The organism is Mesorhizobium sp. C264A (genome assembly GCF_040324515.1).
Classification (GTDB): Bacteria; Pseudomonadota; Alphaproteobacteria; order Rhizobiales; family Rhizobiaceae; genus Mesorhizobium.
The window spans coordinates 1,042,528-1,062,944 of record NZ_JAMYVY010000002.1; the positions used below are offsets into that span (position 1 = coordinate 1,042,528).

19 protein-coding genes and 1 pseudogene are annotated in these 20,417 nt (G+C 63.3%); 5 read left to right on the forward strand and 15 right to left on the reverse strand.

The window, feature by feature from the left end:
* Nucleotides 1-128 precede the first annotated feature (128 nt).
* The 3 genes from iolD to NKL04_RS24010 all read right to left on the reverse strand — a co-directional run bounded on the left by iolD (nt 129) and on the right by NKL04_RS24010 (nt 4,946).
* Nucleotides 129-1,979 (reverse strand): 3D-(3,5/4)-trihydroxycyclohexane-1,2-dione acylhydrolase (decyclizing), encoded by a 1,851-nt coding sequence (gene iolD, locus NKL04_RS24000; RefSeq protein ID WP_352724482.1) that lies wholly within the window; start codon nt 1,977-1,979, stop codon nt 129-131.
* 33 nt (nt 1,980-2,012) lie between these two features.
* On the reverse strand, nt 2,013-3,947 hold the full coding sequence (locus tag NKL04_RS24005) for a bifunctional 5-dehydro-2-deoxygluconokinase/5-dehydro-2-deoxyphosphogluconate aldolase (protein WP_023702094.1): 1,935 nt from the start codon (nt 3,945-3,947) through the stop codon (nt 2,013-2,015).
* A 153-nt stretch (nt 3,948-4,100) separates the two neighbouring features.
* Nucleotides 4,101-4,946: a MurR/RpiR family transcriptional regulator gene (locus tag NKL04_RS24010; protein WP_023672343.1), complete on the reverse strand. Its 846-nt coding sequence runs from the start codon at nt 4,944-4,946 to the stop codon at nt 4,101-4,103.
* Nucleotides 4,947-5,159: 213 nt separating this feature from the next.
* On the opposite strand from NKL04_RS24010, the gene NKL04_RS24015 reads away from it, so the two are divergent.
* The gene (locus NKL04_RS24015) at nt 5,160-6,269 is read left to right on the forward strand and encodes a Gfo/Idh/MocA family protein (protein WP_023702093.1); all 1,110 of its coding nucleotides are present in this window, start codon (nt 5,160-5,162) and stop codon (nt 6,267-6,269) included.
* 8 nt (nt 6,270-6,277) lie between these two features.
* On the opposite strand, the gene NKL04_RS24020 is transcribed toward NKL04_RS24015, so the two are convergent.
* Nucleotides 6,278-6,976 carry a helix-turn-helix transcriptional regulator gene (locus tag NKL04_RS24020; protein WP_023702092.1) on the reverse strand — a complete coding sequence of 233 codons (699 nt, stop codon included), beginning with the start codon at nt 6,974-6,976 and terminating at the stop codon, nt 6,278-6,280.
* A 127-nt stretch (nt 6,977-7,103) separates the two neighbouring features.
* Here NKL04_RS24020 and NKL04_RS24025 point away from each other — a divergent pair, with 127 nt between their 5' ends.
* Entirely contained in the window at nt 7,104-7,739 is a 636-nt protein-coding gene (locus NKL04_RS24025; RefSeq protein WP_023672340.1) for a LysE family translocator, read from the forward strand.
* Between the two features lie 115 nt (nt 7,740-7,854).
* On the opposite strand, the gene NKL04_RS24030 is transcribed toward NKL04_RS24025, so the two are convergent.
* The 11 genes and pseudogenes from NKL04_RS24030 to NKL04_RS24080 all read right to left on the reverse strand — a co-directional run bounded on the left by NKL04_RS24030 (nt 7,855) and on the right by NKL04_RS24080 (nt 17,402).
* The gene (locus NKL04_RS24030) at nt 7,855-8,370 is read right to left on the reverse strand and encodes an SRPBCC domain-containing protein (RefSeq protein WP_023702091.1); all 516 of its coding nucleotides are present in this window, start codon (nt 8,368-8,370) and stop codon (nt 7,855-7,857) included.
* On the reverse strand, nt 8,348-8,707 hold the full coding sequence (locus tag NKL04_RS24035; protein ID WP_023672338.1) for an ArsR/SmtB family transcription factor: 360 nt from the start codon (nt 8,705-8,707) through the stop codon (nt 8,348-8,350). Before NKL04_RS24035 ends, NKL04_RS24030 begins: the two co-directional genes overlap by 23 nt.
* 74 nt (nt 8,708-8,781) lie before the next feature.
* Nucleotides 8,782-9,873, reverse strand: coding sequence for a 3-deoxy-7-phosphoheptulonate synthase (locus tag NKL04_RS24040; protein WP_023695981.1), 1,092 nt, complete (start codon nt 9,871-9,873; stop codon nt 8,782-8,784).
* 472 nt (nt 9,874-10,345) lie between these two features.
* Nucleotides 10,346-10,767: pseudogene (locus tag NKL04_RS24045) on the reverse strand (type II toxin-antitoxin system VapC family toxin).
* Nucleotides 10,764-11,027 (reverse strand): type II toxin-antitoxin system Phd/YefM family antitoxin, encoded by a 264-nt coding sequence (locus tag NKL04_RS24050; RefSeq protein WP_023702090.1) that lies wholly within the window; start codon nt 11,025-11,027, stop codon nt 10,764-10,766. The pseudogene NKL04_RS24045 and the gene NKL04_RS24050 overlap by 4 nt, the downstream one beginning before the upstream one ends.
* Before the next feature lie 72 nt (nt 11,028-11,099).
* On the reverse strand, nt 11,100-11,894 hold the full coding sequence (locus NKL04_RS24055) for an SDR family oxidoreductase (RefSeq protein ID WP_023702089.1): 795 nt from the start codon (nt 11,892-11,894) through the stop codon (nt 11,100-11,102).
* A gap of 30 nt (nt 11,895-11,924) precedes the next feature.
* A complete protein-coding gene (gene iolG / locus NKL04_RS24060) occupies nt 11,925-12,920 on the reverse strand; it encodes an inositol 2-dehydrogenase (RefSeq protein ID WP_023702088.1) in 996 nt (331 codons plus the stop codon).
* Between the two features lie 113 nt (nt 12,921-13,033).
* Complete coding sequence (locus NKL04_RS24065) at nt 13,034-13,816, reverse strand: ATP-binding cassette domain-containing protein (protein ID WP_027049093.1); 783 nt, start codon at nt 13,814-13,816, stop codon at nt 13,034-13,036.
* 2 nt (nt 13,817-13,818) lie between these two features.
* The gene (locus tag NKL04_RS24070) at nt 13,819-14,895 is read right to left on the reverse strand and encodes an ABC transporter permease (protein ID WP_023687413.1); all 1,077 of its coding nucleotides are present in this window, start codon (nt 14,893-14,895) and stop codon (nt 13,819-13,821) included.
* A gap of 161 nt (nt 14,896-15,056) precedes the next feature.
* Complete coding sequence (locus NKL04_RS24075; RefSeq protein ID WP_023684065.1) at nt 15,057-15,998, reverse strand: sugar ABC transporter substrate-binding protein; 942 nt, start codon at nt 15,996-15,998, stop codon at nt 15,057-15,059.
* 372 nt (nt 15,999-16,370) lie between these two features.
* Nucleotides 16,371-17,402 (reverse strand): LacI family DNA-binding transcriptional regulator, encoded by a 1,032-nt coding sequence (locus tag NKL04_RS24080; protein WP_023672329.1) that lies wholly within the window; start codon nt 17,400-17,402, stop codon nt 16,371-16,373.
* A 174-nt stretch (nt 17,403-17,576) separates the two neighbouring features.
* On the opposite strand from NKL04_RS24080, the gene NKL04_RS24085 reads away from it, so the two are divergent.
* The 3 genes from NKL04_RS24085 to NKL04_RS24095 all read left to right on the forward strand — a co-directional run bounded on the left by NKL04_RS24085 (nt 17,577) and on the right by NKL04_RS24095 (nt 20,314).
* Nucleotides 17,577-18,680, forward strand: a complete 1,104-nt coding sequence (locus tag NKL04_RS24085; RefSeq protein ID WP_031209636.1) for a fatty acid desaturase family protein — start codon at nt 17,577-17,579, stop codon at nt 18,678-18,680.
* A gap of 85 nt (nt 18,681-18,765) precedes the next feature.
* A complete protein-coding gene (locus NKL04_RS24090; protein WP_023672328.1) occupies nt 18,766-19,080 on the forward strand; it encodes a MocE family 2Fe-2S type ferredoxin in 315 nt (104 codons plus the stop codon).
* A 16-nt stretch (nt 19,081-19,096) separates the two neighbouring features.
* Entirely contained in the window at nt 19,097-20,314 is a 1,218-nt protein-coding gene (locus NKL04_RS24095) for an NAD(P)/FAD-dependent oxidoreductase (protein ID WP_023702086.1), read from the forward strand.
* The last annotated feature ends 103 nt before the right edge of the window (nt 20,315-20,417 follow it).

Below are 20,417 nucleotides of genomic sequence, written 5' to 3' on the forward strand. Positions count from 1 at the left end.
TCTTGTTCACCCTCCCCCTTGTGGGGAGGGTCGCTGCGAAGCAGCGGGGTGGGGTGCGGCGCCAGACCCCCACCGGACCTTCGGTCCGACCTCCACAAGGGGGAGGGTAGGGGGCGGGTGCATGTACATCAATCGCCGATTGTCTGCATCTGCCGCTTTTCGTCATAGGCCTTGCGGGCTGCGTTGACTTGCGGCCGTGCGGAGACTTCCGGCACCGCGACATCCCACCAATGGCCGCCGGCATCGGTGGAAATCAGCGGGTCGGTGTCGATGACCAGCACGGTGGTGCGGTCGTTGGTTTTAGACTTTTGCAGCGCGGTCTCCAGGCCAGTGATCGACGGCACCTTCTCGGCAATAGCGCCCATGCTGGCCGCATGCGCGGCGAAGTCGATGTCGGGCAGGATCTCGTGGCGCGCGTCCTTCAGGAGGTTGTTGAAGTTGGCGCCGCCGGTGGCCATCTGCAGCCGGTTGATGCAGCCATAACCCCTGTTGTCGAGCACCACGATGGTCAGCTTCAAGCCAAGCATCACCGACGTGGCGATTTCGGAATTCATCATGAGGTAGGAGCCGTCCCCGACCATGACGACTATCTCCTGGTCGGGCTTGGCCATCTTGGCGCCGAGCCCGCCGGCAATCTCGTAACCCATGGTCGAGAAGCCATATTCGCCATGGTACGAGCCGGGCGCGCCTGCCTGCCAGAGCTTGTGCAACTCGCCCGGCAGGCCGCCTGACGCGTTCAGCAAGGTCACGCCGGATCCCAGCGCGCGCTGCACAGCGCCGATCACCTGCGCATCCGAAGGGAAGGCGGCATTGGTCGACGCCGTCACCTTGGAGGCTTCAGCCTGCCAAGCCTTCTTGCCCTGGGTCGCATTGTCGGTCCATGTCGCCGGTGCTTTCCAGTTCCCCAGCGCAGCACCGAGTTCGGCGAGCCCTTCGGCCGCATCGGCGACCAGCGGCAGCGCGCGGTGCTTGCCGGCGTCGAAAGGCTGCACGTTGAGCCCGATGATGGTCTTGCCGGAGTTCTTGAACAGCGCCCACGAGCCGGTGGTGAAATCCTGCAGGCGGGTGCCGATGGCGAGCACGACATCGGCTTCTTCCGCCAGCCGGTTGGCCGCGGACGTCCCGGTGACGCCGACCGCCGCCATGTTGAGCGGATGTGTGTCGGGCAGCGAGGATTTGCCGCCTTGCGTCTCGCAGACCGGAATGCCGGCGCTCTCGCCGAATTTCGCCAGTTCATCCGAAGCCTGCGAGTAGAGCACCCCACCGCCGGCAATGATCAGCGGTTTTTTCGCACCCTTCAGCGCGGTGACCGCCGCCGCCAATTCATGCCGGTCCGGACGCGGCCGGCGCTGGTGCCAGACGCGCTCGGCGAAAAAGCTCTCGGGATAGTCATAGGCCTCGGCCTGCACGTCCTGGCAGAGCGACAGCGTCACCGGGCCGCATTCCGCCGGATCGGTCAGCACCTGCATGGTCCGCGCCAATGCCGGGATGATCTGCTCGGGACGGGTGATGCGGTCGAAATAGCGCGACACCGGACGGAAGCAGTCATTGACCGTCGCGGTGCCGTCGGAAAAGTCCTCGGCCTGCTGCAGCACCGGATCGGGGATGCGGTTGGCGAAGACATCGCCCGGCAAAAACAGGACGGGCAACCTGTTTACGTGGGCGAGCGCCGCCGCCGTCACCATGTTGAGCGCACCGGGGCCGATCGAAGAGGTCGCGGCCATGAAGCGGCGGCGGAAATTGGCCTTGCCATAGGCGATCGCCGCATGCGCCATCGCCTGCTCATTGTGGGCGCGGAAGGTCGGCAATTCGTCGCGCAGCTGGTACAGCGCCTCGCCGATGCCGGCGACATTGCCGTGACCGAAGATCGCCCAGACACCGCCGAAGATGGGCACTCGTCTGCCGTCGATCTCGGTCATCTGCTTGCTGAGAAAGCGGGTCAGCGCCTGCGCCATCGTCAGGCGGATTGTCTTGCTCATGGTGTTTTCCTCCGCAGTCCTCTTGCCGCGCCTTTATGCTGCTTTACGGCCACGCGCGGCAAGCCACGCTTCGGTCAACTGTTCGAAGCGCGCGGCCATGTCGGCGATAGCCTCGTCATCCGTCATCTTGCCCGCCAGCCATTGTTCGGCGGCGTGGACGAAGATGGTGCGGCCGACGGCAAAGCCCTTGACGATCGGCGCCTTGGCGGTGGCGGCAAAGGCCGCTTCCAGTTCGTCCTGCGGCGCTTCGAGACCCAGCAGCACGACGCCACGACACCAGGGATCGTGCTTCAGGATCACCGCTTCGATCTTGGCCCAGGCGCCGGCCGACGCCTGCGGTTCGAGCTTCCACCAGTCCGGCTTGATGCCAAGCGCATAGAGTTCTTCCAGGGCGCGCGGGATCGTCGTGTCATCGAGCTTGCCGTGCTTGCCGGCGATGATCTCGACCAGAAGCTCCCGGCCGACCGTCCGCGCGGCTTCGAACAGCGAGCGCAGCTTCTGCTGCTGCTCTTCCTTGAGCGCTGCCGGATCGTCGGGGTGATAGAAGCACAGGCATTTGATGCAGTGGTCGACCGGCCATTCCACCAGTTGCGAGCCGATGTCCTGCGAGAACTCGAAGCGCAGCGGCCGCGAGCCCGGCAGTTCGACGGGACGGCCGAGCCAGGCAAAGGGGTGGCGGGCGAACTCGAACATCGCCTCGCGACCGTGCTTCTCGTCGATCAGCATGCCATAGCCGTCGCGGCCGGCGGCGACTTTCGCCGCGGCCTTGACCGCCAGCACCTTGAAATCGCGGATGCGCGCCGGATCGGCGCCGGTCTTTGCCGCGACGTCCTCGAGCTGCACACGGTGGTCGCAGGCGAGCGCCATCATCGAGGGGATATCGCGGCGGCGGGTCGTCGCCCAATGGATGTGGTTGATCGCCTCGTCCTTGCGCAGAGCGAGATGCTTGCTGCCGTTCTTGAGGAAGAACTGCAATTCCTCGGAGGTCGGATATTCCGGCGCGCAGAGCAGCCGCGACACGGCGAAGGCGCCGCAGGCATTGGCCCAGGTCGCCGCTGTCGCATGATCTTCGCCACCCAGCCAGCCGCGCAGGAAACCGGACATGAAGGCATCGCCCGCGCCCAGCACATTATAGATCTCGATCGGAAAGCCCTTGCCGACGATACCGTCTTCCAGATCGTCGCTGATCGGCCCGTCATAGACGATGCACCCCATGGCGCCGCGCTTCAGTACGATGGTTGCCTTGGACAGCGCGCGGATCGTCTTCAGCGCGCTCAGGCAATCGTCGGCGCCCGAGGCGATCATGATCTCTTCCTCGGTGCCGACGATGAGGTCGCAATCGGGCAGCACCGTCTTCAGCTGGGCCGAGACGCGGTCGGATTTGACATAACGCTCAAAACCCTCGGCATGGCCTGCGAGTCCCCAGAGGTTGGGGCGGTAGTCGATGTCGAACACCACCTTGCCGCCCCTGGCCTTGATGATGCGGATCGCCTTGCGCTGGGCGGCGTCGCTGTTGGGTCGGGAAAAATGCGTGCCGGTGACGACGATGGAACGGGCCGAGGCGATGAAGGCTTCATCGATGTCTTCTTCGGCGAGCGCCATGTCGGCGCAGTCGCTGCGATAAAAGATCATCGGCGAGACGCCTTCGCTCTCGACCGAAAGCAGCACCAGAGCCGTCAGCCGTTCCTTGTCGGTCTTCAGCCCATCGACATTGACGCCTTCGCGCCGCAGCTGCTCGCGGATGAAGCGGCCCATCTGCTCGTCGCCGACGCGGGTGAGCAGCGCCGAGCGCAGGCCTAGTCTCGCCGTGCCAACCGAGATGTTGGCCGGGCAGCCGCCGACCGATTTGGCAAAGGAGGTGATGTCCTCCAGCCGCGAGCCGATCTGCTGGCCGTAAAGGTCGACGGAAGCGCGACCGATGGTGATGACATCGAGCGTCGCCTGTTTGGCGTCCATGGCTTCGCTCATTGGAACCTCCCGTCGGTCTTGTTGTCTTGAGCAACGTAGTTGGGGGACACGCGCGAGCGGCAGCGTGGCGCCGGGAATATGAAATAATAATTCCAATCCATAGTCAATATGGAATGAGCATTCCTTCCGCGAATTCGACCGCCGGGCGCCGGCCTAGGCCTTACGCTTCTTGCCCGTGCTGCGCCGCTTCTCGCCGACGCCGACGGTGAGCGCCATGGCCAGCGCCATGGTGGCCGACAGCGAGCGGAAGCCGGCAAAATCGGCCTCGGCAACCTCGAACCAGACCTTGGCGAACTGCGCTAGTGGCGAAAACGAACTGTCGGTGATGGCGACGATCGGCACGCCCTGTTCGGAAATGGTGCGGGCCTCCTCGATGGTGGCCGGCGCATAGGGCGAGAAACTGATGGCAATGACGGCGTCCGCCGGCGTGGCGAAGGCGACCATCTCGGCATTGAGGCCGGCGGCGGATTCGATCAGCTGGTTGCGGATCTTCAGTTTGCCCAAGGCATAGGCAATGTAGCTCGCCACCGGGTAGGAGCGGCGCTTGGCCAGGACATAGATGGTCTCGGCCTTGGCCAGCAGCGCAATTGCGTCTTCCAGATGCGCCTCGTCCAGCGAGCGCGAGATGTCATTGAGCGAAGTGCTGGCGGCGGCGACGAAGCCGTCGAAGATGGCGCGGTGTCCAGCACCCGCATCGGCCTTGGCGCGCAGCGCCTGCAGGCGTTCGTCATAAGAGGAATTGCGCTCGCGCAGCCGCTCGCGAAACACCTGCTGCAGGCTGGTGAAGCCGTCGAAGCCTAGTTGCTGGGCAAAGCGGATCAAGGTGGACGGCTGCACGCCCGCCGAAGCGGCGATGCTGGCGGCGGTGCCGAAGGCGATGTCATCGGGATTGTCGAGCGCATAGGCGGCGATCTGGGCGATGCGCTTGGGCAAGGTTTCACGGCGATCGAGGATCGTGGCGCGCAGCGTCTCGAAGTCGCGAGGTACCCGTTCGTCCATCGTCGCCCCGTCCAAGCTCATCTAGAGCATGATGCCGAAAAGTGTGCAGCGGTTTTCGGACGACATCATGCTCTCTTTAACTCAAGTGACGTCCTCTCTGCCCCATCATAGCGAGCCTGCGCAAGAAGGCCATAAAAAATGAGGCAGACATTCCATTCGGAGAAGAAATGGACTAATTCATCCATCGATCGCTTCAGGTGTTGGGAGAAAGAAATGGTCGGCGTTGGTCTTATCGGCACGGGTTTCATGGGCAAATGCCACGCCATTGCGTGGAGCGCCGTCGGCGCCGTCTTTCCCGATGTCGCCAAGCCGAAGCTGGTCCATCTCGGCGAGGTCAATGAGGAACTGGCCAAGCGTAAGGCCGGCGAGTTCGGCTTCGCCAAGGCGTCCGGCGACTGGCGCGCGGTCGTCAACGACCCCGAGGTCGATATCGTCTCGTTGACCACGCCCAATCAGTTCCATCCGGAGATGGCCATCGCTATTCTCGAAGCCGGCAAGCATCTGTGGTGCGAGAAGCCGATGGCGCCGAGCTTTGCCGAAGCAGCGGCGATGGCGGCCGCTGCCAGGGAATCCGGCAAGGTCGCAGCCCTTGGCTACAACTACATACAGAGCCCGGCCATCCGCCACATCGGTGCGCTGCTCGAGGAAAAGATCATCGGCGAGGTCAACCATCTGCGCATCGAGATGGACGAGGACTTCATGGCCGACCCGGAAGCGCTGTTCTTCTGGAAGCATGAGGCGGCGTCCGGCTATGGCGCGCTCGACGATTTCGCCGTGCATCCGCTGTCGCTGGTCTCGACGCTGTTCGGCCGCGTCGCAAAAGTCATCTGCGACATGGCCAAACCCTATGTCGACCGCAAGCTGGCCGGCGGCGGCCGCCGTGCGGTGGAGACCTACGACATCGCCAGCGTTTTGATGCATCTGGAAAACGGCATTGCCGGCACGCTGCTGGTCAACCGCTCGGCCTGGGGCCGCAAGGGCCGCATCGCCATACAGATTTTCGGCTCCAAGGGATCGATCCTGTTCGACCAGGAGCGGATGAACGAAATCCAGCTCTACGTCACCGCCGATCGCCCGACCGAACAGGGCTACCGCACCATATTGGTGGCGCCGCACCACAAGCCTTACGACGCCTTCCTCCCGGCGCCGGGCCATGGGCTCGGTTTCAACGACCTCAAGATCATCGAGTGCCACGAATTGCTGACGCGGCTTGCCGGCAAGCCGGCACGGGTCATCGAATTTGCCGAAGGGCTGGAGATCGAGCGCACCGTGCACGCGATGGCGAGGTCGTTCGAGGAGAAGCGCTGGGTGGATGTGCGGTAAGATCCGCTTCAGCCGCCAGCGACAGCGTTCGCCTCCCAGCCACTGACCCAGACCTGCCGCAGGCGATCGCCTTCGCCCTTGAAGCGCAGCCCGGTCGCCCGGCAATTCGCGATGCGGTCGCTGCGGAAATTGCGGATGGCCTGGCGCAATTCGCACCAGGCGACGATGTTGGCGGTCTCTGAATAGTAGATCAGCGCGATCGGACGGATCAGCCGCTCGGAGGCGCGGCCGATTTCGTCGCGATAGGACAGGTCGAGCTTTTCCTCGTCGCGGATTGCGCGGCGCACCAGCGCCAGATCGATGGTGCCGATTGCCGGTGCAGCGAACCCCCAGACATGCAGTGCGTTGGCGTCGAACGCCTGGCGCAACGGCGGCGGCACGGCGCCGGCGATCTTGGCGCTGACGCGCTTGGCCGCCTGCTTGAGCTCGCTGTCTCCCGTGCGCTCCAGCAGCGCCAGCGACAGGACGATCGCCTCCATCTCCTCGATCGAAAACATCAGCGGCGGCAGGTCGAAGCCGGGCCGCAATATATAACCGATACCGCGCCCGCCTTCGATCGGCACGCGCATCGCCTGCAGTGCGGCGATGTCGCGATAGATCGAACGCATCGTGACTTCCAGCTGCCCGGCGATCATGGCCGCCGTCACCGGCTGCCGCGCCAGCCGCAGGATCTGGATGATCTCGAACAGGCGCGACGCCTTGCGCATTTCCTCTCCCTGATGAAACGCTACTGACACATCCCCGTCAGTTGGGATGATTTATTGGACTGCCTATCGGGTTGAAAATCAACAAATTCCTCAACGGCACCCCAGCAGGAAGCGACAAGTAACTGACATGAGTTACGCGGAAAATCTCTGGCTGTTCTTTATCCTGCTGTCCGGCATCATCATCGTGCCCGGCATGGACATGCTGTTCGTGCTGGCCAATGCGCTCACCGGCGGCCGCGACCGGGGCCTCGCCGCCACGGGCGGCATCATGGTCGGCGGCATCGTGCACACGCTGAACGGCGCCATCGGCGTCGGCCTGCTGATGCATTTCGTACCGATCCTGTACAAGCCGCTGCTGATAGCCGGCGCCGCCTACATGGCCTTCATCGGCATCTCGCTGATGCGCAGTTCCATCACCGTCGGCCATGACGGGCCCGCCGGCAGCCGTACGGCCTGGAAGGCCTTTCGCCAGGGACTGGTGACCTGCCTGATCAACCCGAAGGCCTATCTCTTCATATTTGCCGTCTATCCGCAGTTCCTGAAGCCGGATTACGGCCCGATCTGGATGCAGGCGACGGTCATGGGCTTGCTGACGATGCTGACGCAGGCCGCCATCTATGGCGGGCTCGCCATCACCGCCGGCCGCAGCCGCAATCTGCTGGTGGCCAATCCGCGGGCGACCGCTTTTGCGGGCCGGGCGGCCGGACTGCTGCTGTTTGCGGTCTCGGTGTTTACGGCATGGGAAGGGTTGAGGGCAGCGTGATCCCGATCAAGCGATGACGCCGCGTTTCTTCGCCTCGGCGCGGCGCTTGCGGATCACTGTCCCGGTCTTTTCGTCGTCGAGGGCGGCAGCTACCCCGTCCGCGAGACCGATGACGTCATGACCGCCTCACGCCCTCGCCCAAGACGACGAGAAGCTCGTCCAATTGCTCGAACGTCTCGCCCATCGCATCCGCCGCCCCGGTACCGGCCGCGTCGAGAGCCTCCTTCGAGGGATAGAGTTCGTGCATGACCAGCAGCGTCTTGCCACCCTTTTCCTCGAAGGTCAGCGTGGTGACGGGTCCACCGTCACCACCTTCGTCATTGGTCCAGACGAGGCGTGAGTGGGGTGTCACTTCGATATACCTGCCGAAGAATTCGTGAAGGTCCGAGGCGTCGTGGCCGAACACCAGGCGGTACGTGCCTCCGGTACGAGCATCCATCTCGCAGGAACGCAGGAACATGCCCATCGACTTCGGCACCCACCACTGCTTGAACAGCTCGGGCTTGGTCCACGCCTCGAACACGATGCGCGCCGGACCGTTGACTGTTCGCGTGACGACCAGCTCGCGCTCGGACTTCCGTTCGACCGTGGTGCGGCTGTTCGTGGGCTCACTCTCGGTTCTTTGGCGCATCGGCTTTCTCCTTCCGTTTCAATTCCTCGACAACCTTGTCCAACTCGTTGAAGCGTGCGTCCCAGAGCAGGCGGTGCCGCTCGATCCAGGCCGCCTCTTCCTCCAGTCCGCGCAGGCCGAGCTTGCAGGTCCGCACGCGGCCAACCTTCTGCGTGGTGACGAGCCCCGCCTGCTCCAGGACGCCGACGTGCTTCTTCATGCCCGTGAGGGTCATGTGGAACTTTCCGGCAAGCTCGGTGATCGAAGCGTCTGCGCGTCCGAGCTGCTCCAGAACGCCACGCCGGGTGGCGTCCGAGAGCGCGGCGAACGAGGAATCCAAGTCGGTATACTGAACCATATGGTTCAGTATTTAGCAGACCGGTTGCCGGGGTGCAAGGGAGCCGCAGCGTCCTTCCCGCGCATCGCCTCGTATCAGGCGGCGCCCGGCCGGTTCTCCATCATGGCGCGGCGGGCTGAGCGGCGCCATTCTACGGCGCCGGCGAGGCCGTGCAGCACCGTCTCTGTGGTCGCCCAGTCTATGCAGCCATCTGTGATGCTCTGGCCATAGACGAGCGGCTTGCCTGATACCACGTCCTGCCGGCCGGCGACGAGATTGCTCTCGATCATGACGCCGATGATACGCTCGTCCCCTGCTGCCACCTGGCCGGCGACATCGGCCGCCACCTTCGGCTGGTTCTCCGGCTTCTTGCTCGAGTTCGCGTGGCTGACATCGATCATCAGACGGGGGGCGACGCCGATGCGGGCAAGTTCGACCGAGGCCGCCTCGACGCTCGCCGCATCGTAATTCGGCTGAACGCCGCCGCGCAGGATGACGTGGCAGTCCTCATTGCCGGTAGTAGTCGCAATGCCGCTGCGTCCGCCCTTGGTCACCGCCATGAAATGATGCGGCTGGGCGGCGGATTTCACCGCCTCGGCGGCGATCCTGAGATTGCCGTCGGTACCGTTCTTGAAGCCGACCGGGCAGGACAGGCCGGAAGCCAGTTCGCGGTGGATCTGGCTCTCGGTGGTGCGCGCGCCGATGGCGCCCCAGGCGACGAGGTCGGCAATGTATTGCGGCGTCGTCATGTCGAGAAATTCGGTGGCCGAGGGCAGGCCGAGATTGTTGACCGCCGACAGCACGTTGCGCGCCATCCGCAGCCCCTTGTCGATGTTGAAGCTGCCGTCGAGATCGGGGTCGTTGATAAGGCCCTTCCAGCCGACAGTCGTGCGCGGCTTTTCGAAATAGACCCGCATGACGATCTCCAACCGGTCGGACAGGGTCTCGCGCAGCGCCACTAGCCGGCTGGCATAGTCAACGGCCGCGACCGGGTCGTGGATCGAACACGGGCCGACGATGACAAGCAGCCGGTCGTCGGTGCCGTTCAAGATGGCATGGGTGGCGTTGCGTGATGCGCTCACGGTGCGCGTTGCCGTCAGCGTGCGCGGGATCTCCCGCATCACCTCGTCCGGCGTACTCAATTCTCGGATTTCCTTGACCCGAAGATCGTCTGTGGTGGTCAACACGGCTTTCTGCTCCTGTTTTTAGGAGACCTGCCGGCTGATACAAAAAAGCCGCCAGGTCTGGCGGCTGTTCGGACTTGTTGCTGCAATCTTCAGATCGAGCGCAATCCTCCCGCCGCCAGCGAGCTCGTAAAGTACCAATAGGTGGCGGTCAGGTTGATCATGAGGCTCATATAGTCGATGCGGGGGTGTTTGTCACGTGGGGTATGCGGAGACAATTCGGGATGGGCCGAATCCTCGCGATTTCGTCATCCCTGGGCGGAGCAGGAGCGAAGCTCCGTCGCGGAGACCCTGGGATCCATTCCGTGACCTGGGCCGTGGAGTGCGGCGGAGCAGAATTCTGGACCGTAGCAGCGCTCTGAAGTCGCGGCGTGGATCCTCGGGTCTGCGCTGCGTCGCCACGCTCCTTGCTCCGCCCGTGGATGACGAAGTGCCGGCGGTTCGCCAATCGCCAACACGTATAACGCGGAGCGGCTCATGCGGTCCAGGGATCGAAGAGTTCAAGCCCAAAGCCTTCGAAATCTTTCGTATTGCACGTTGCCAAGGTGAGCTCGTGCGCAATCGCAGTGGCTGCGATCAGGCCGTCCATCGACGACAGACCACGACCGCGGCGCTTCGCAAGACCCATCAGGTCGCCCCAGGCAAGGCAACCGCATCGTCCACCGGCAAAACCCGCTGTTCGAAGCGCTGGGGCAGGTCCCGGGCGAGCCATTCGGCCAGCGCCTCGCGTTTGCGGCCCTCATCCATCAGAGAGACGCCGCGCCGGATCTCGGCGATCGACACTACGCTGATGAAGGAGCGGTCCTCATCAAGCTCGTCCAGCCAGCCCAGGACACGTGCGACAGGCGCTGGCCTCGTCACCTCGGACAGGACATTCGTGTCGAGCAGCAGTCTCACCGCGGCAGGTCACGCGGTTCGTCGCGCTGACGTTCAAGGTCGAGATCGGCGCCGCGCAGCGGCGAGTCCAGCAGGAACTCGGCAAGCGTACCCTTGCGTGCGATCTTGCGCTGCCATTCCTCGGCCGAGACGACAACCACGCTTGGTTTGCCGTTCTTGGTGATCGTCTGCGGCGAGGACTGCGCGCGCTCGATGACCTCGGAGAGCCGGGCTTTTGCCCCGGCAACCGTCCAGTTGGTGCCTTTGGATGACGTTAGCATCGCATCCCTCGTGACTATCATGACTATCATGACTATCTGGGAATGGCGATGTTGCTGCAACAGGGTTTGAAGCTACTCCGGCGAGGTCCCCGCGACGTTCTGGTCATAGTCGACCAGCGAGCCGGTCATGACACCGGATTGCGGGCTGGCCATGTAGCTGATCAGCCGCGCCAGTTGGTCGGGCTTCACCAGTTGGCCCATGGGCTGGCCGGCCTCTGCCTTTGCCAGCCAGTCGTCGGAGGCACCGTGCCATTTCTTCTGCACGATGTCCTCGCCCTCGGTGTCCATCCAGCCCGGCAGAACGGCGTTGCAGCGGATGCGGTTGGAGCGATAGGCGTTGGCGACGTTCTTGGTCAGTGTCGCCAGTGCACCCTTGCTCGATGAATAGGGCGCCAGGAAGGACTGGCCGCAATGCGCCGACATAGAGAGCACGTTGACGATCGAGCCCGGCGCCTTCTTGTCCAGCAGATGCGCCACCACGCCCTGCATCAGGAAGAAGGGACCACGCACATTGGTGTGGAAAATCTGGTCGAACACCTCTTCCGAAGTTTCGACAAGTGAACCACGCGCGGACGTGGCGGCGGCGTTGACCAGCGCGTTGATGGTGTCGAAATGCGAGATCGCGGTTGCCACCGCGCGCTTGCAGTCCGCCACTTTCGAGACGTCGGCGCTGATGAAGATCGCATCGACGCCGGCCTTCTTGAAGTGGGCGACCGCCTTGTCGCCCTTCTCCTGCGAGCGGCCGATGAGCGCCAGCGCTTTGCAGCCCTCGTCGGCCAGCGCTTCGGCGACGGCAAAGCCGATGCCTTGCGCGCCGCCGGTGACGATGGCGCGCGTCTTCGAATTGCGATCGGCGGATGTGCTCATCGCTCTGCTCCTGTGCCTTGGTTCCGGTTCTTACTTGTCGAGACGGACGGTCTTGCCTGATCTCGCCGACTTCAGCGCGGCATCGGCCAGCTTCAGCGCCACGAGGCCGTCGGCGCCGCTCGGCGATGCCTTCTTGCCCGAGGTTGCAGCAGTGATGAAAGCGGCAATCTCGATGGCGTAGGCGTCGAGATAGCGGGTCATGAAGAAGTCGTGCAGCGGCGGGCGCGTATAGCCCTTCTCATTGGCGACCTCGATCGACACCGGCCGCTGGTTCTCGGCGGCGACCATGCCCTTGGAGCCATGCACCTCGATGCGCTGGTCGTAGCCATAGGTGGCGCGGCGCGAATTGGAGATGACGGCCTGCTTGCCGGACGCGGTTTCGAGGATGACGCTGACCGAATCGAAATCGCCAGCCTCACCGATCTTCTTGTCGACCAGAACCGAGGCATGGGCGCTGACCGCGACCACCTCTTCGCCGAGCAGGAAGCGCGCCATGTCGAAATCGTGGATGGTCATGTCGCGAAAGATGCCGCCCGAGCGCTTGATGTAGTCGACCGGCGGCGCACCTGGATCGCGCGAAGTGATGGTGACCATCTCGACCTTGCCGATTGCGCCGTCGTCGATCGCCTTGCGCACGGCGGCGAAATGCGGATCGAAGCGGCGGTTGAAACCGACCATCAGCGTCGCCTTGGCCTTGTCGACCACGGCAAGGCATTTCTCGACACGCTTGACGTCGAGGTCGATCGGCTTCTCGCAGAAGATCGCCTTGCCGGCCTTGGCGAAACGCTCGATCAGATCGGCATGGGTGTCGGTCGGCGTGCAGATGACCACGGCGTCGACGTCCTTGGCCTTCTCGATCGCGTCGATGGTGCGCACTTCGGCGCCATAGGCGGTTGCCAACTCGGTCGCAGCCTTTTCAAAAGCGTCGGCAACGGCCACCAGTCTGGCCTGCGGGTTGGAGCCGACGGCGCGGGCATGGACCTTGCCGATGCGGCCGGCACCGAGGAGGGCGAAACGAACAGTCATGGGGTATTTCCTCTAGGGGGATGGGTTCGAGAGAGTTGTGTCTCCACCTTCCTTTTGAGAAAGGTGGCAAGATAATTTTTGGAGCACGCCAGAAAACAGGATGACCATCCTGTTCAGGCCGCGAGTTCCGCCTCCCCGGTCTTGGCGCCGGTGATGTAGGAGACGATGTCGTTGCCGTCGGTGTTTTCCTTGCGCAGGTTGGCGACGATGCGGCCGCGCCGGAAGACGACGATACGGTCGCACAGGTCGAACACCTGGCGCATGTTGTGGCTGATCAGGATCAGCGGTTCGCCATTGTCCTTCAGCGTGCGGATGATGTTTTCGACCTGCGCGGTCTCCTGCACGCCAAGGGCTGCCGTCGGCTCGTCCATGATGATCAGCTTGGAGGCGAAGGTCGCGGTCCGGGCGATCGCAACGCACTGGCGCTGGCCGCCCGACATGTGGCGAATGGTGTTGGACAAATTGGGGATTTTCACTGCCGTGCGGATCAGCGCCGCCTCGGTCGCCTTGCGCATGTATTTGCGGTCGAGGATCGAGAACGGCCCGAGATTGAAAAGCACCTTTTCGCGGCCGAGGAACAGGTTCGACGGCACGTCGAGATCGTCGGCCAGCGCCAGATTCTGGAACACGGTCTCGATGCCCGCCGTGCGCGCTTCGATCGGCCCGGCGAAATTCACTTCCCTGCCGTCGAACCAGATCTGGCCGCTGGTGCGCTGCTCGACGGCGGTGATCTGGCGCACGAAGGTGGATTTGCCGGCGCCATTGTCGCCCATGATGGCGACATGCTCGCCCTTGCGCAGCTCGAAATTCGCGCCTTCCAGCGCATGGACGCCGCCATAGCGTTTGGTCAGGTTTTCGGTCTTCAGGACGATGTCTGTCGTGGAGATATCTGGCATGGTCAAGCCCTCAATGCCCGCATGCGCTGGCGCCATTGGTCGAGAACGACCGCGCCGACGATGATCACGCCCTTGACCATCTCCTGATAGTAGGCGTCGAGGCGCAGGAAGGTGAAGCCGGAAATGATGACGCCGAAGATCAGTGAGCCGATCACGGTGCCGACGATCGAGCCGCGGCCGCCCGACAAAGAGACGCCGCCGATGACCGCCATGGCGATGGCGTCGAGCTCGTACATGACGCCCATGCCGGACTGTGCCGTCAGGTTCTTGGAGGATAGCACGACGGCGGCCAGCGCGGCGAGGATGCCGGCAATGACATAGACGAGGATCTTGTGGTTGGCGATCTTGATGCCCGACATGCGCGCGGCATCTTCGTTGGAGCCGATGGCGTAGCAGTGCTTGCCGTAGCGTGTGTAGGTCATGATCAGCTGGAACAGCACCGCCAGCGACAGGAAGATGATGACCGGCATCAGGCCCTTGCCGATACCAGCGAAACTTTCGGTCGGAAACGAGATCGGCTGACCCTTGGACCACCATTTGGCAATGCCGCGCGCGGTCACCATCATGCCGAGCGTGGCGATGAACGGCGGAATGCGCGTGTATGCAATCAAGGAGCCGTTGACGAGACCGGCGAGCAGACCGCAGCCGATGGCGACCAGCACCGGCACGATGACCGGCAGGTCGGTCCAGCCTTGCGCCAGGAACATCGCCTTGGGGTTGGGGTTACCGTTGACCGTCGCCACCTGGGCAAAACTCATGGCGATCATGGCGGTGGCGCCGACGATCGAGCCCGAGGACAAGTCGATGCCGCCGCAAATGATCACCTGCGTGACGCCGATGGCGATGATGCCGACGATCGACACCTGCAGGATGATGATCTGCAGGCGGGCCTCATTGAAGATCCCGGCGACGTTGTCGCGCGTGTTGAACAGGAAGCTGTCGCCAAGAAAGATGCGGCCGATCATTTCGAAGATGACGACCAGAATGACCAGCGCCAGGAAGACGTTGAATTCGGCCGGCCATGTCCGCCTCTTCGCGTCATAGCTGACCCCGCCGACGCCATGAGATGTCTGTGACATGCCTTGTCCTCCGTGAGGCCGCATTTGCCCTTCCGCCCCTCAGGGCGGTGGGGGAAACGGGAGCGGCGCGGTTGCGCCGCTCTCTTGTTTGTTTGTCGCAATTCCGGACGGAAAACCGCTTCACACTTTTTCCTGGAATTGCTTACGCGTGAGTTGCCGGCTCAGTTCTTCTTCAGGAACTTGTCGATGTTGGCCGGCGTAACCAGCTGGAAGGGCACGTAGACCTTGTGCTCGACCTTCTCGCCCTTGGCGAGCTTCAGTGCCGCATCGAGCGCGCCGGCGCCCTGGCCGGCCGCATCCTGGAACACGGTGGCATCGAGGTCGCCGGCCTGCATGGCGGCAAGCGCGTCCTGCGTGGCGTCGACACCGCCGACGACCACCGTCTTCATGTCGATGTTGGCGGCCTTCATCGCCTGGATGGCGCCGATGGCGCTTTCGTCATTGTTGGCGATGACGCCGTCGAACGGCTTGCCGGTCGACAGCCAGTTGGTCATCAGGTTCTGCGCTTCGTCGCGGTTCCAGTTCGAAGTCTGCTTGTCGATGATCTTGATGAAGCTGCACTCCGGCGTGGCGATCACCTCTTCGATGTCCTTGGTGCGCTGCACGGCGGCCTGGTTGGAAAGCTCGCCCATGATGACATAGACATTGGCTTCCTTCTTGCCGGCCTCGGTGAACAGGCGGCAGACTTCCTTGGTCTCGAGCGTGCCGGAATCGGCCTCGTTCGACGCGACGAAGGCCTGGTTGTCCGGCAGCGTGTCGACATTGACCGGCTGGCGGTTGACATAGACCAACGGGATCTTGGCGGCGGCTGCGGCGTCCGACATCGCCTGCGTGGCCGAGGTGTCGACCGGGTTGACGATGATGGCGTCGACGCCCGAGGCGGCGAAGTTCTTGATCTGGTCGAGCTGCTTGGCGACGTCGTTCTGCGCGTCCTCGACCTGCAGTTCCACGCCGCTCATGCCCTTGGCCTGCTCGATCATGCCGTTGCGCAGCACGGTGAGGAAGTTGTCGTCGAACTTGGCCATCGACACGCCGACCTTGGCGGCAAAAGCGGACGAACTCATCAGCGCCGCAAAGGCGACGCCCAAAATCAGTTTCTTCATTGTGTTTCTCCTCCACATTGGTGTCCGGCTGCACCGATCTACCCGGAATCCCCGATAGCCCGAGGAATCTCTCCCTGATGCCTTCCTGTTCCGTATGGCGTTTTGTCCAAGCGATGGAACGCCAGGCTCCCAGTTTGAAACAGATGTTCCGGAACGAAAGAACCAAAATACCAATCTGATGAAATATTTATTCCATTTTTTCGCGAGACGTCAAGAGCGATTCCTAAGTCGGAAAGCGGATTTTCGGTCGCCTCGCCGCAATTTCACGTCGAATCAAGGCCGGCAGCGGCACAGGCCGTGTCTGAAGGCAGACTCTGATAGATTCTATCATCGCCGGAGAGCCCGCGCCGAACGGGTCGGCGCGGCAACGCGTTAGATATTTTCCGGCAGATATATGTCGAAGGGCAGAAAGGTCTGGCCCGGCGCGTTGGCGGCGCCGGCCTCGATGGAATGCGCCATCAGGTCGACAAGCTCGCGGCACAAGGCGGCGAGCGGCGTCGAGATCACCATGGTCAGGATGTTGTCGGCGAGTGCCGCGCGCGATTCGGCGTTGATCTCGTTGCAGACGACCACCGGCATGCTTGCGGGCTTCGCAGCCCGCAGCGCCGAGACCGCGCCTTCCATGCCGCCGCCGGCGACATAGCAGCCGGCAAGATCCGGATACCGCACCAGGAGATCGATCATCGCATCGTGGGTGACCTGGTTGGCTTCCAGATTGACCAGCGTTTCCATCACCGTGAAGTCCGGCGCATGTTCGCGGAAGAAGGAGCGAAATCCGATCTCGCGCAGTTCATGGCCGTGGAAGCGATGACTGCCGACGAAAAGGGCGACCTTGCCGGGGTTCTTTGCCGCCCTGGCGATCATCCAGGCCGCGGTGCGACCGACCTTGCGATTGTCGAGGCCGACATATCCCTCACGGATGCCAGCGGCAAAGTCGGACAGCAGCGAGAAGACAGGTTGCCCCCTCGCTTTCAGCGACTCCACGACCGCCGTCAGCGTCGGATGGTCCGGACCGACAACGGCGATTGCTCTGGATTTCGCTGCCAGCTTGCGCATCTGGGCGGCGATCTCGTCGGCGGCTAGCGAGCTGGCGAAATCGATGGTGGCGACGCCGCGGAAGCGCTGCGATTGCGAGACCGCCATTTCTAGCTCCCTCGCGAAATCGCCGTAAAAAACATCATTGCCCCGCAGCAGCAGAAAGCCGAGGCGGTATTCCGGCAATTCCTGGCGCATGCGCCGCTTGATCAGCCCGGCGGCGTGGTAGCCGATGCCGGTCGCCGCCTCATAGACGCGGCGCGCGGTTTCCTCGCGCACCGGCAGCCGGTTGTTCAGCACCCTGTCGACAGTGGCGACGCTAACGCCGGAGATGCGCGCCAGATCGGTGATGGTTGGCCGTTTTGCCATGACTGTCCCGCATGAGTGCCTGCAACTGCTTACATCGTTCTGATGGAAAATGATAGAAACTATCTTTGTGATATTGAGACTATCACCGCATGGCGCTATTTTGCGCTCGGACACAAGCGCCTGTAATGGACATATCCGTCCTGACGGATGCTGTGGCCGACGGAGGCAGCCCCTATGGAAGCGACACTATCCACACTACCGTTTCGGCGCGACTACAGCCTGATGGGCCGCGATTCCAAGCTCGCCGTCGAGACCGGGCTGGCGGCGGCCGAGTGGTATCACACCGATATTCCGCGCAAGCAGATGAAGGAGCTGATGCAGCGCTCCGACGGGCCGGCGATCCGCGACACCGCGATCTGGCTGGCCGCGCTGATCCTGAGTGCCGCCGGCGGCGCCTGGTTCTGGGGCAGCTGGTGGTGCGTGCCGTTCTTCTTCGTCTATGGCGTGCTCTACGGCTCCTCCACCGACTCACGCTGGCACGAATGCGGCCACGGCACCGCCTTCCGCACCCAGTGGATGAACGACGCGGTTTACCAGATCGCCTGCTTCATGATCATGCGCAATCCGGTGACCTGGCGCTGGAGCCACACCCGCCACCACACCGACACCATCATCGTCGGCCGCGACCCGGAAATCTCCGTCATGCGGCCGCCGGATCTGTTCCGGGTCGCGCTTGGCTTTATCGGCGTGCTGGATGCCTGGCATGCGATGTCGGACATGCTGCGCAATGCCGCCGGCAATATCAGCGCGGCGGAAAAGACTTTTATCCCCGAACAGGAGCAGCCTAAGGCCATTCGCATCGCCCGCATCTGGACGGCGATCTATGCCGTGACGATCGCGCTGGCGCTTTATTTCGGTTCATGGCTGCCGCTGATGCTGGTCGGGCTGCCCCGGCTCTACGGCGCCTGGCATCATGTCATGGTCGGCCTGCTGCAGCATGGCGGGCTCGCGGAAAATGTCATCGACCACCGGCTGAACAGCCGCACCGTCTACATGAACCCGGTCAGCCGCTTCATCTATTGGAACATGAACTATCACGTCGAACACCACATGTTCCCGATGGTGCCCTATCATGCGCTGCCTAAACTGCATGCGCTGATCAAGCACGATCTGCCGGCGCCGACGCCGTCGATCCTGGCCGGCTATCGTGAGATGATCCCGGCCTTTTTGCGCCAGCTGCGCAACGAGGACTATTTCCTCAAGCGCGAACTGCCGCCGACGGCGCGGCCCTATCGCGAGGAACTCCACAACGACGCCGTCGCCGCCGCGGCGGAATGATCGCGCGATTAAGCTTTTGTTTTGACGCAACTCCGAACGGAAAACCGCAACGCACTTTTCCTGGAATTGCTTTTGGGAGGAACACATGAGCGACTGGATCGAAGCCTGTGCTGCCGGCGACATCGACGAAGAAGATGTGATGCGCTTCGACCATGGCGGCCGCACCTTCGCCATCTATCGCAGCCCCGATGACGACTACTTCGCCACCGATGGCCTGTGCACGCACGAAAAGGTGCATCTGGCCGACGGGCTGGTGATGGACGACATCATCGAGTGCCCCAAGCACAATGGCCGCTTCAATTACAAGACGGGGGCGGCACGCGGCGCGCCGGTTTGCGTCAATCTCGCCACCTATCCGGTAAAGGTCGAGGCCGGCAAAGTGCTGATCCAGATCGGGTAGGACCATGCAGGCGGGAATGGTCATCATTGGCGCCGGCGAGTGCGGCGGGCGGGCAGCCCTTGCTCTGCGCGAACTGGGCTATGACGGGCCGGTGACGCTGGTGGGTGACGAACCCCATCTGCCCTATGAGCGGCCGCCCCTGTCCAAGGACGCAATGACGAGCGACGCGGCCGAGATCAAGACGATCGCCAGCGACGAAATTCTGGCCGAGAAATCGATCCGGCATATCCATTCCGTTCAAGCGGTGGCGATCGACCGCCCGGAGCATATGGTGCGGCTGTCGGACGGTTCGGCCCTGCCCTACGACAAGCTGCTGCTGGCGACCGGCTCGACACCGCGCAAGCTGCCGATGCCGGGATTGGGGTCGCGCTGCGTCTACCTCCGCACCTTTGCCGACGCGCTGGCCATTCGCGCCCACCTCAGCCCGGCAAACCGCATCGCCATCATTGGTGGTGGCTTTATCGGCCTGGAGCTCGCCGCTTCGGCGCGCAAGCTCGGGGCCAGCGTCACGGTCATTGAGGCGCAGCCGCGCATCCTCATGCGCGGGGTGCCGGCGGAGATCGCTGAAATCATCCATCAGGCGCATGAGGCCGAAGGCGTGACCGTGCTCACCGGTCAGGGCATCGCTGATATCGCCGACGACGGCGCTGAGGTGCACATCATGCTCGCCGATGGGCAGGACATCGTCGCCGATCTCGCCGTCATCGGCATCGGCGCCGTGCCGGTGACCGGGCTTGCCGCGGAAGCGGGCCTGACCGTCGATAACGGCATCGCCGTCAATGGCGAACTCCAAACAATCGATCCCAACATCTTCGCCGCCGGCGATTGCTGCTCGTTTCCGCTCGCTGTCTATGCTGGCCGGCGGGTGCGGCTGGAAGCCTGGCGCAATGCGCAGGAACAGGGTGCGCTGGCCGCGAAGAACATGCTGGGCGCCCGCGAAGCGCATGCCGCGGTGCCATGGTTCTGGTCGGATCAGTATGGTTTGTCGCTGCAGATCGCCGGCCTTTCGGACGAGGGCAAAAGCACGGTCCGCCGCGATCTCGGCGACGGTGCTTTTATTCTGTTTCATCTGGCCGAGGATGGCAGGCTGGTGGCGGCGAGCGGCCTCGGTACGGGCAATGCCGTGGCGCGCGACATCAGGCTGGCCGAGATGCTGATCGCGAAACGGGCACAGCCGGCGCCGGAGGCGTTGGGGTCGCCGGATGTGAAGCTGAAGTCGTTGCTGGCAGCGTGAAGGGCTGACTTACCCTCCCCCTTGTGGGGAGGGTCGCTGCGAAGCAGCGGGGTGGGGGTGCGGCACCGGCCCCCACCCGGACCTGCGGTCCGACCTCCCCACA

Coding starts and splice junctions, on each gene's coding strand:
- NKL04_RS24085 (WP_031209636.1), top strand. CDS start 17,577: ATGGAAGCGACACTATCCACACTACCGTTTCGGCGCGACTACAGCCTG.
- NKL04_RS24090 (WP_023672328.1), top strand. CDS start 18,766: ATGAGCGACTGGATCGAAGCCTGTGCTGCCGGCGACATCGACGAAGAA.
- NKL04_RS24030 (WP_023702091.1), bottom strand. CDS start 8,370: ATGCGCCAAAGAACCGAGAGTGAGCCCACGAACAGCCGCACCACGGTC.
- iolG (WP_023702088.1), bottom strand. CDS start 12,920: ATGACTGTTCGTTTCGCCCTCCTCGGTGCCGGCCGCATCGGCAAGGTC.
- NKL04_RS24065 (WP_027049093.1), bottom strand. CDS start 13,816: ATGCCAGATATCTCCACGACAGACATCGTCCTGAAGACCGAAAACCTG.
- NKL04_RS24025 (WP_023672340.1), top strand. CDS start 7,104: ATGAGTTACGCGGAAAATCTCTGGCTGTTCTTTATCCTGCTGTCCGGC.
- NKL04_RS24095 (WP_023702086.1), top strand. CDS start 19,097: ATGGTCATCATTGGCGCCGGCGAGTGCGGCGGGCGGGCAGCCCTTGCT.
- NKL04_RS24035 (WP_023672338.1), bottom strand. CDS start 8,707: ATGGTTCAGTATACCGACTTGGATTCCTCGTTCGCCGCGCTCTCGGAC.
- iolD (WP_352724482.1), bottom strand. CDS start 1,979: ATGAGCAAGACAATCCGCCTGACGATGGCGCAGGCGCTGACCCGCTTT.
- NKL04_RS24070 (WP_023687413.1), bottom strand. CDS start 14,895: ATGTCACAGACATCTCATGGCGTCGGCGGGGTCAGCTATGACGCGAAG.
- NKL04_RS24055 (WP_023702089.1), bottom strand. CDS start 11,894: ATGAGCACATCCGCCGATCGCAATTCGAAGACGCGCGCCATCGTCACC.
- NKL04_RS24075 (WP_023684065.1), bottom strand. CDS start 15,998: ATGAAGAAACTGATTTTGGGCGTCGCCTTTGCGGCGCTGATGAGTTCG.
- NKL04_RS24020 (WP_023702092.1), bottom strand. CDS start 6,976: ATGCGCAAGGCGTCGCGCCTGTTCGAGATCATCCAGATCCTGCGGCTG.
- NKL04_RS24080 (WP_023672329.1), bottom strand. CDS start 17,402: ATGGCAAAACGGCCAACCATCACCGATCTGGCGCGCATCTCCGGCGTT.
- NKL04_RS24050 (WP_023702090.1), bottom strand. CDS start 11,027: ATGCTAACGTCATCCAAAGGCACCAACTGGACGGTTGCCGGGGCAAAA.
- NKL04_RS24010 (WP_023672343.1), bottom strand. CDS start 4,946: ATGGACGAACGGGTACCTCGCGACTTCGAGACGCTGCGCGCCACGATC.
- NKL04_RS24005 (WP_023702094.1), bottom strand. CDS start 3,947: ATGAGCGAAGCCATGGACGCCAAACAGGCGACGCTCGATGTCATCACC.
- NKL04_RS24015 (WP_023702093.1), top strand. CDS start 5,160: ATGGTCGGCGTTGGTCTTATCGGCACGGGTTTCATGGGCAAATGCCAC.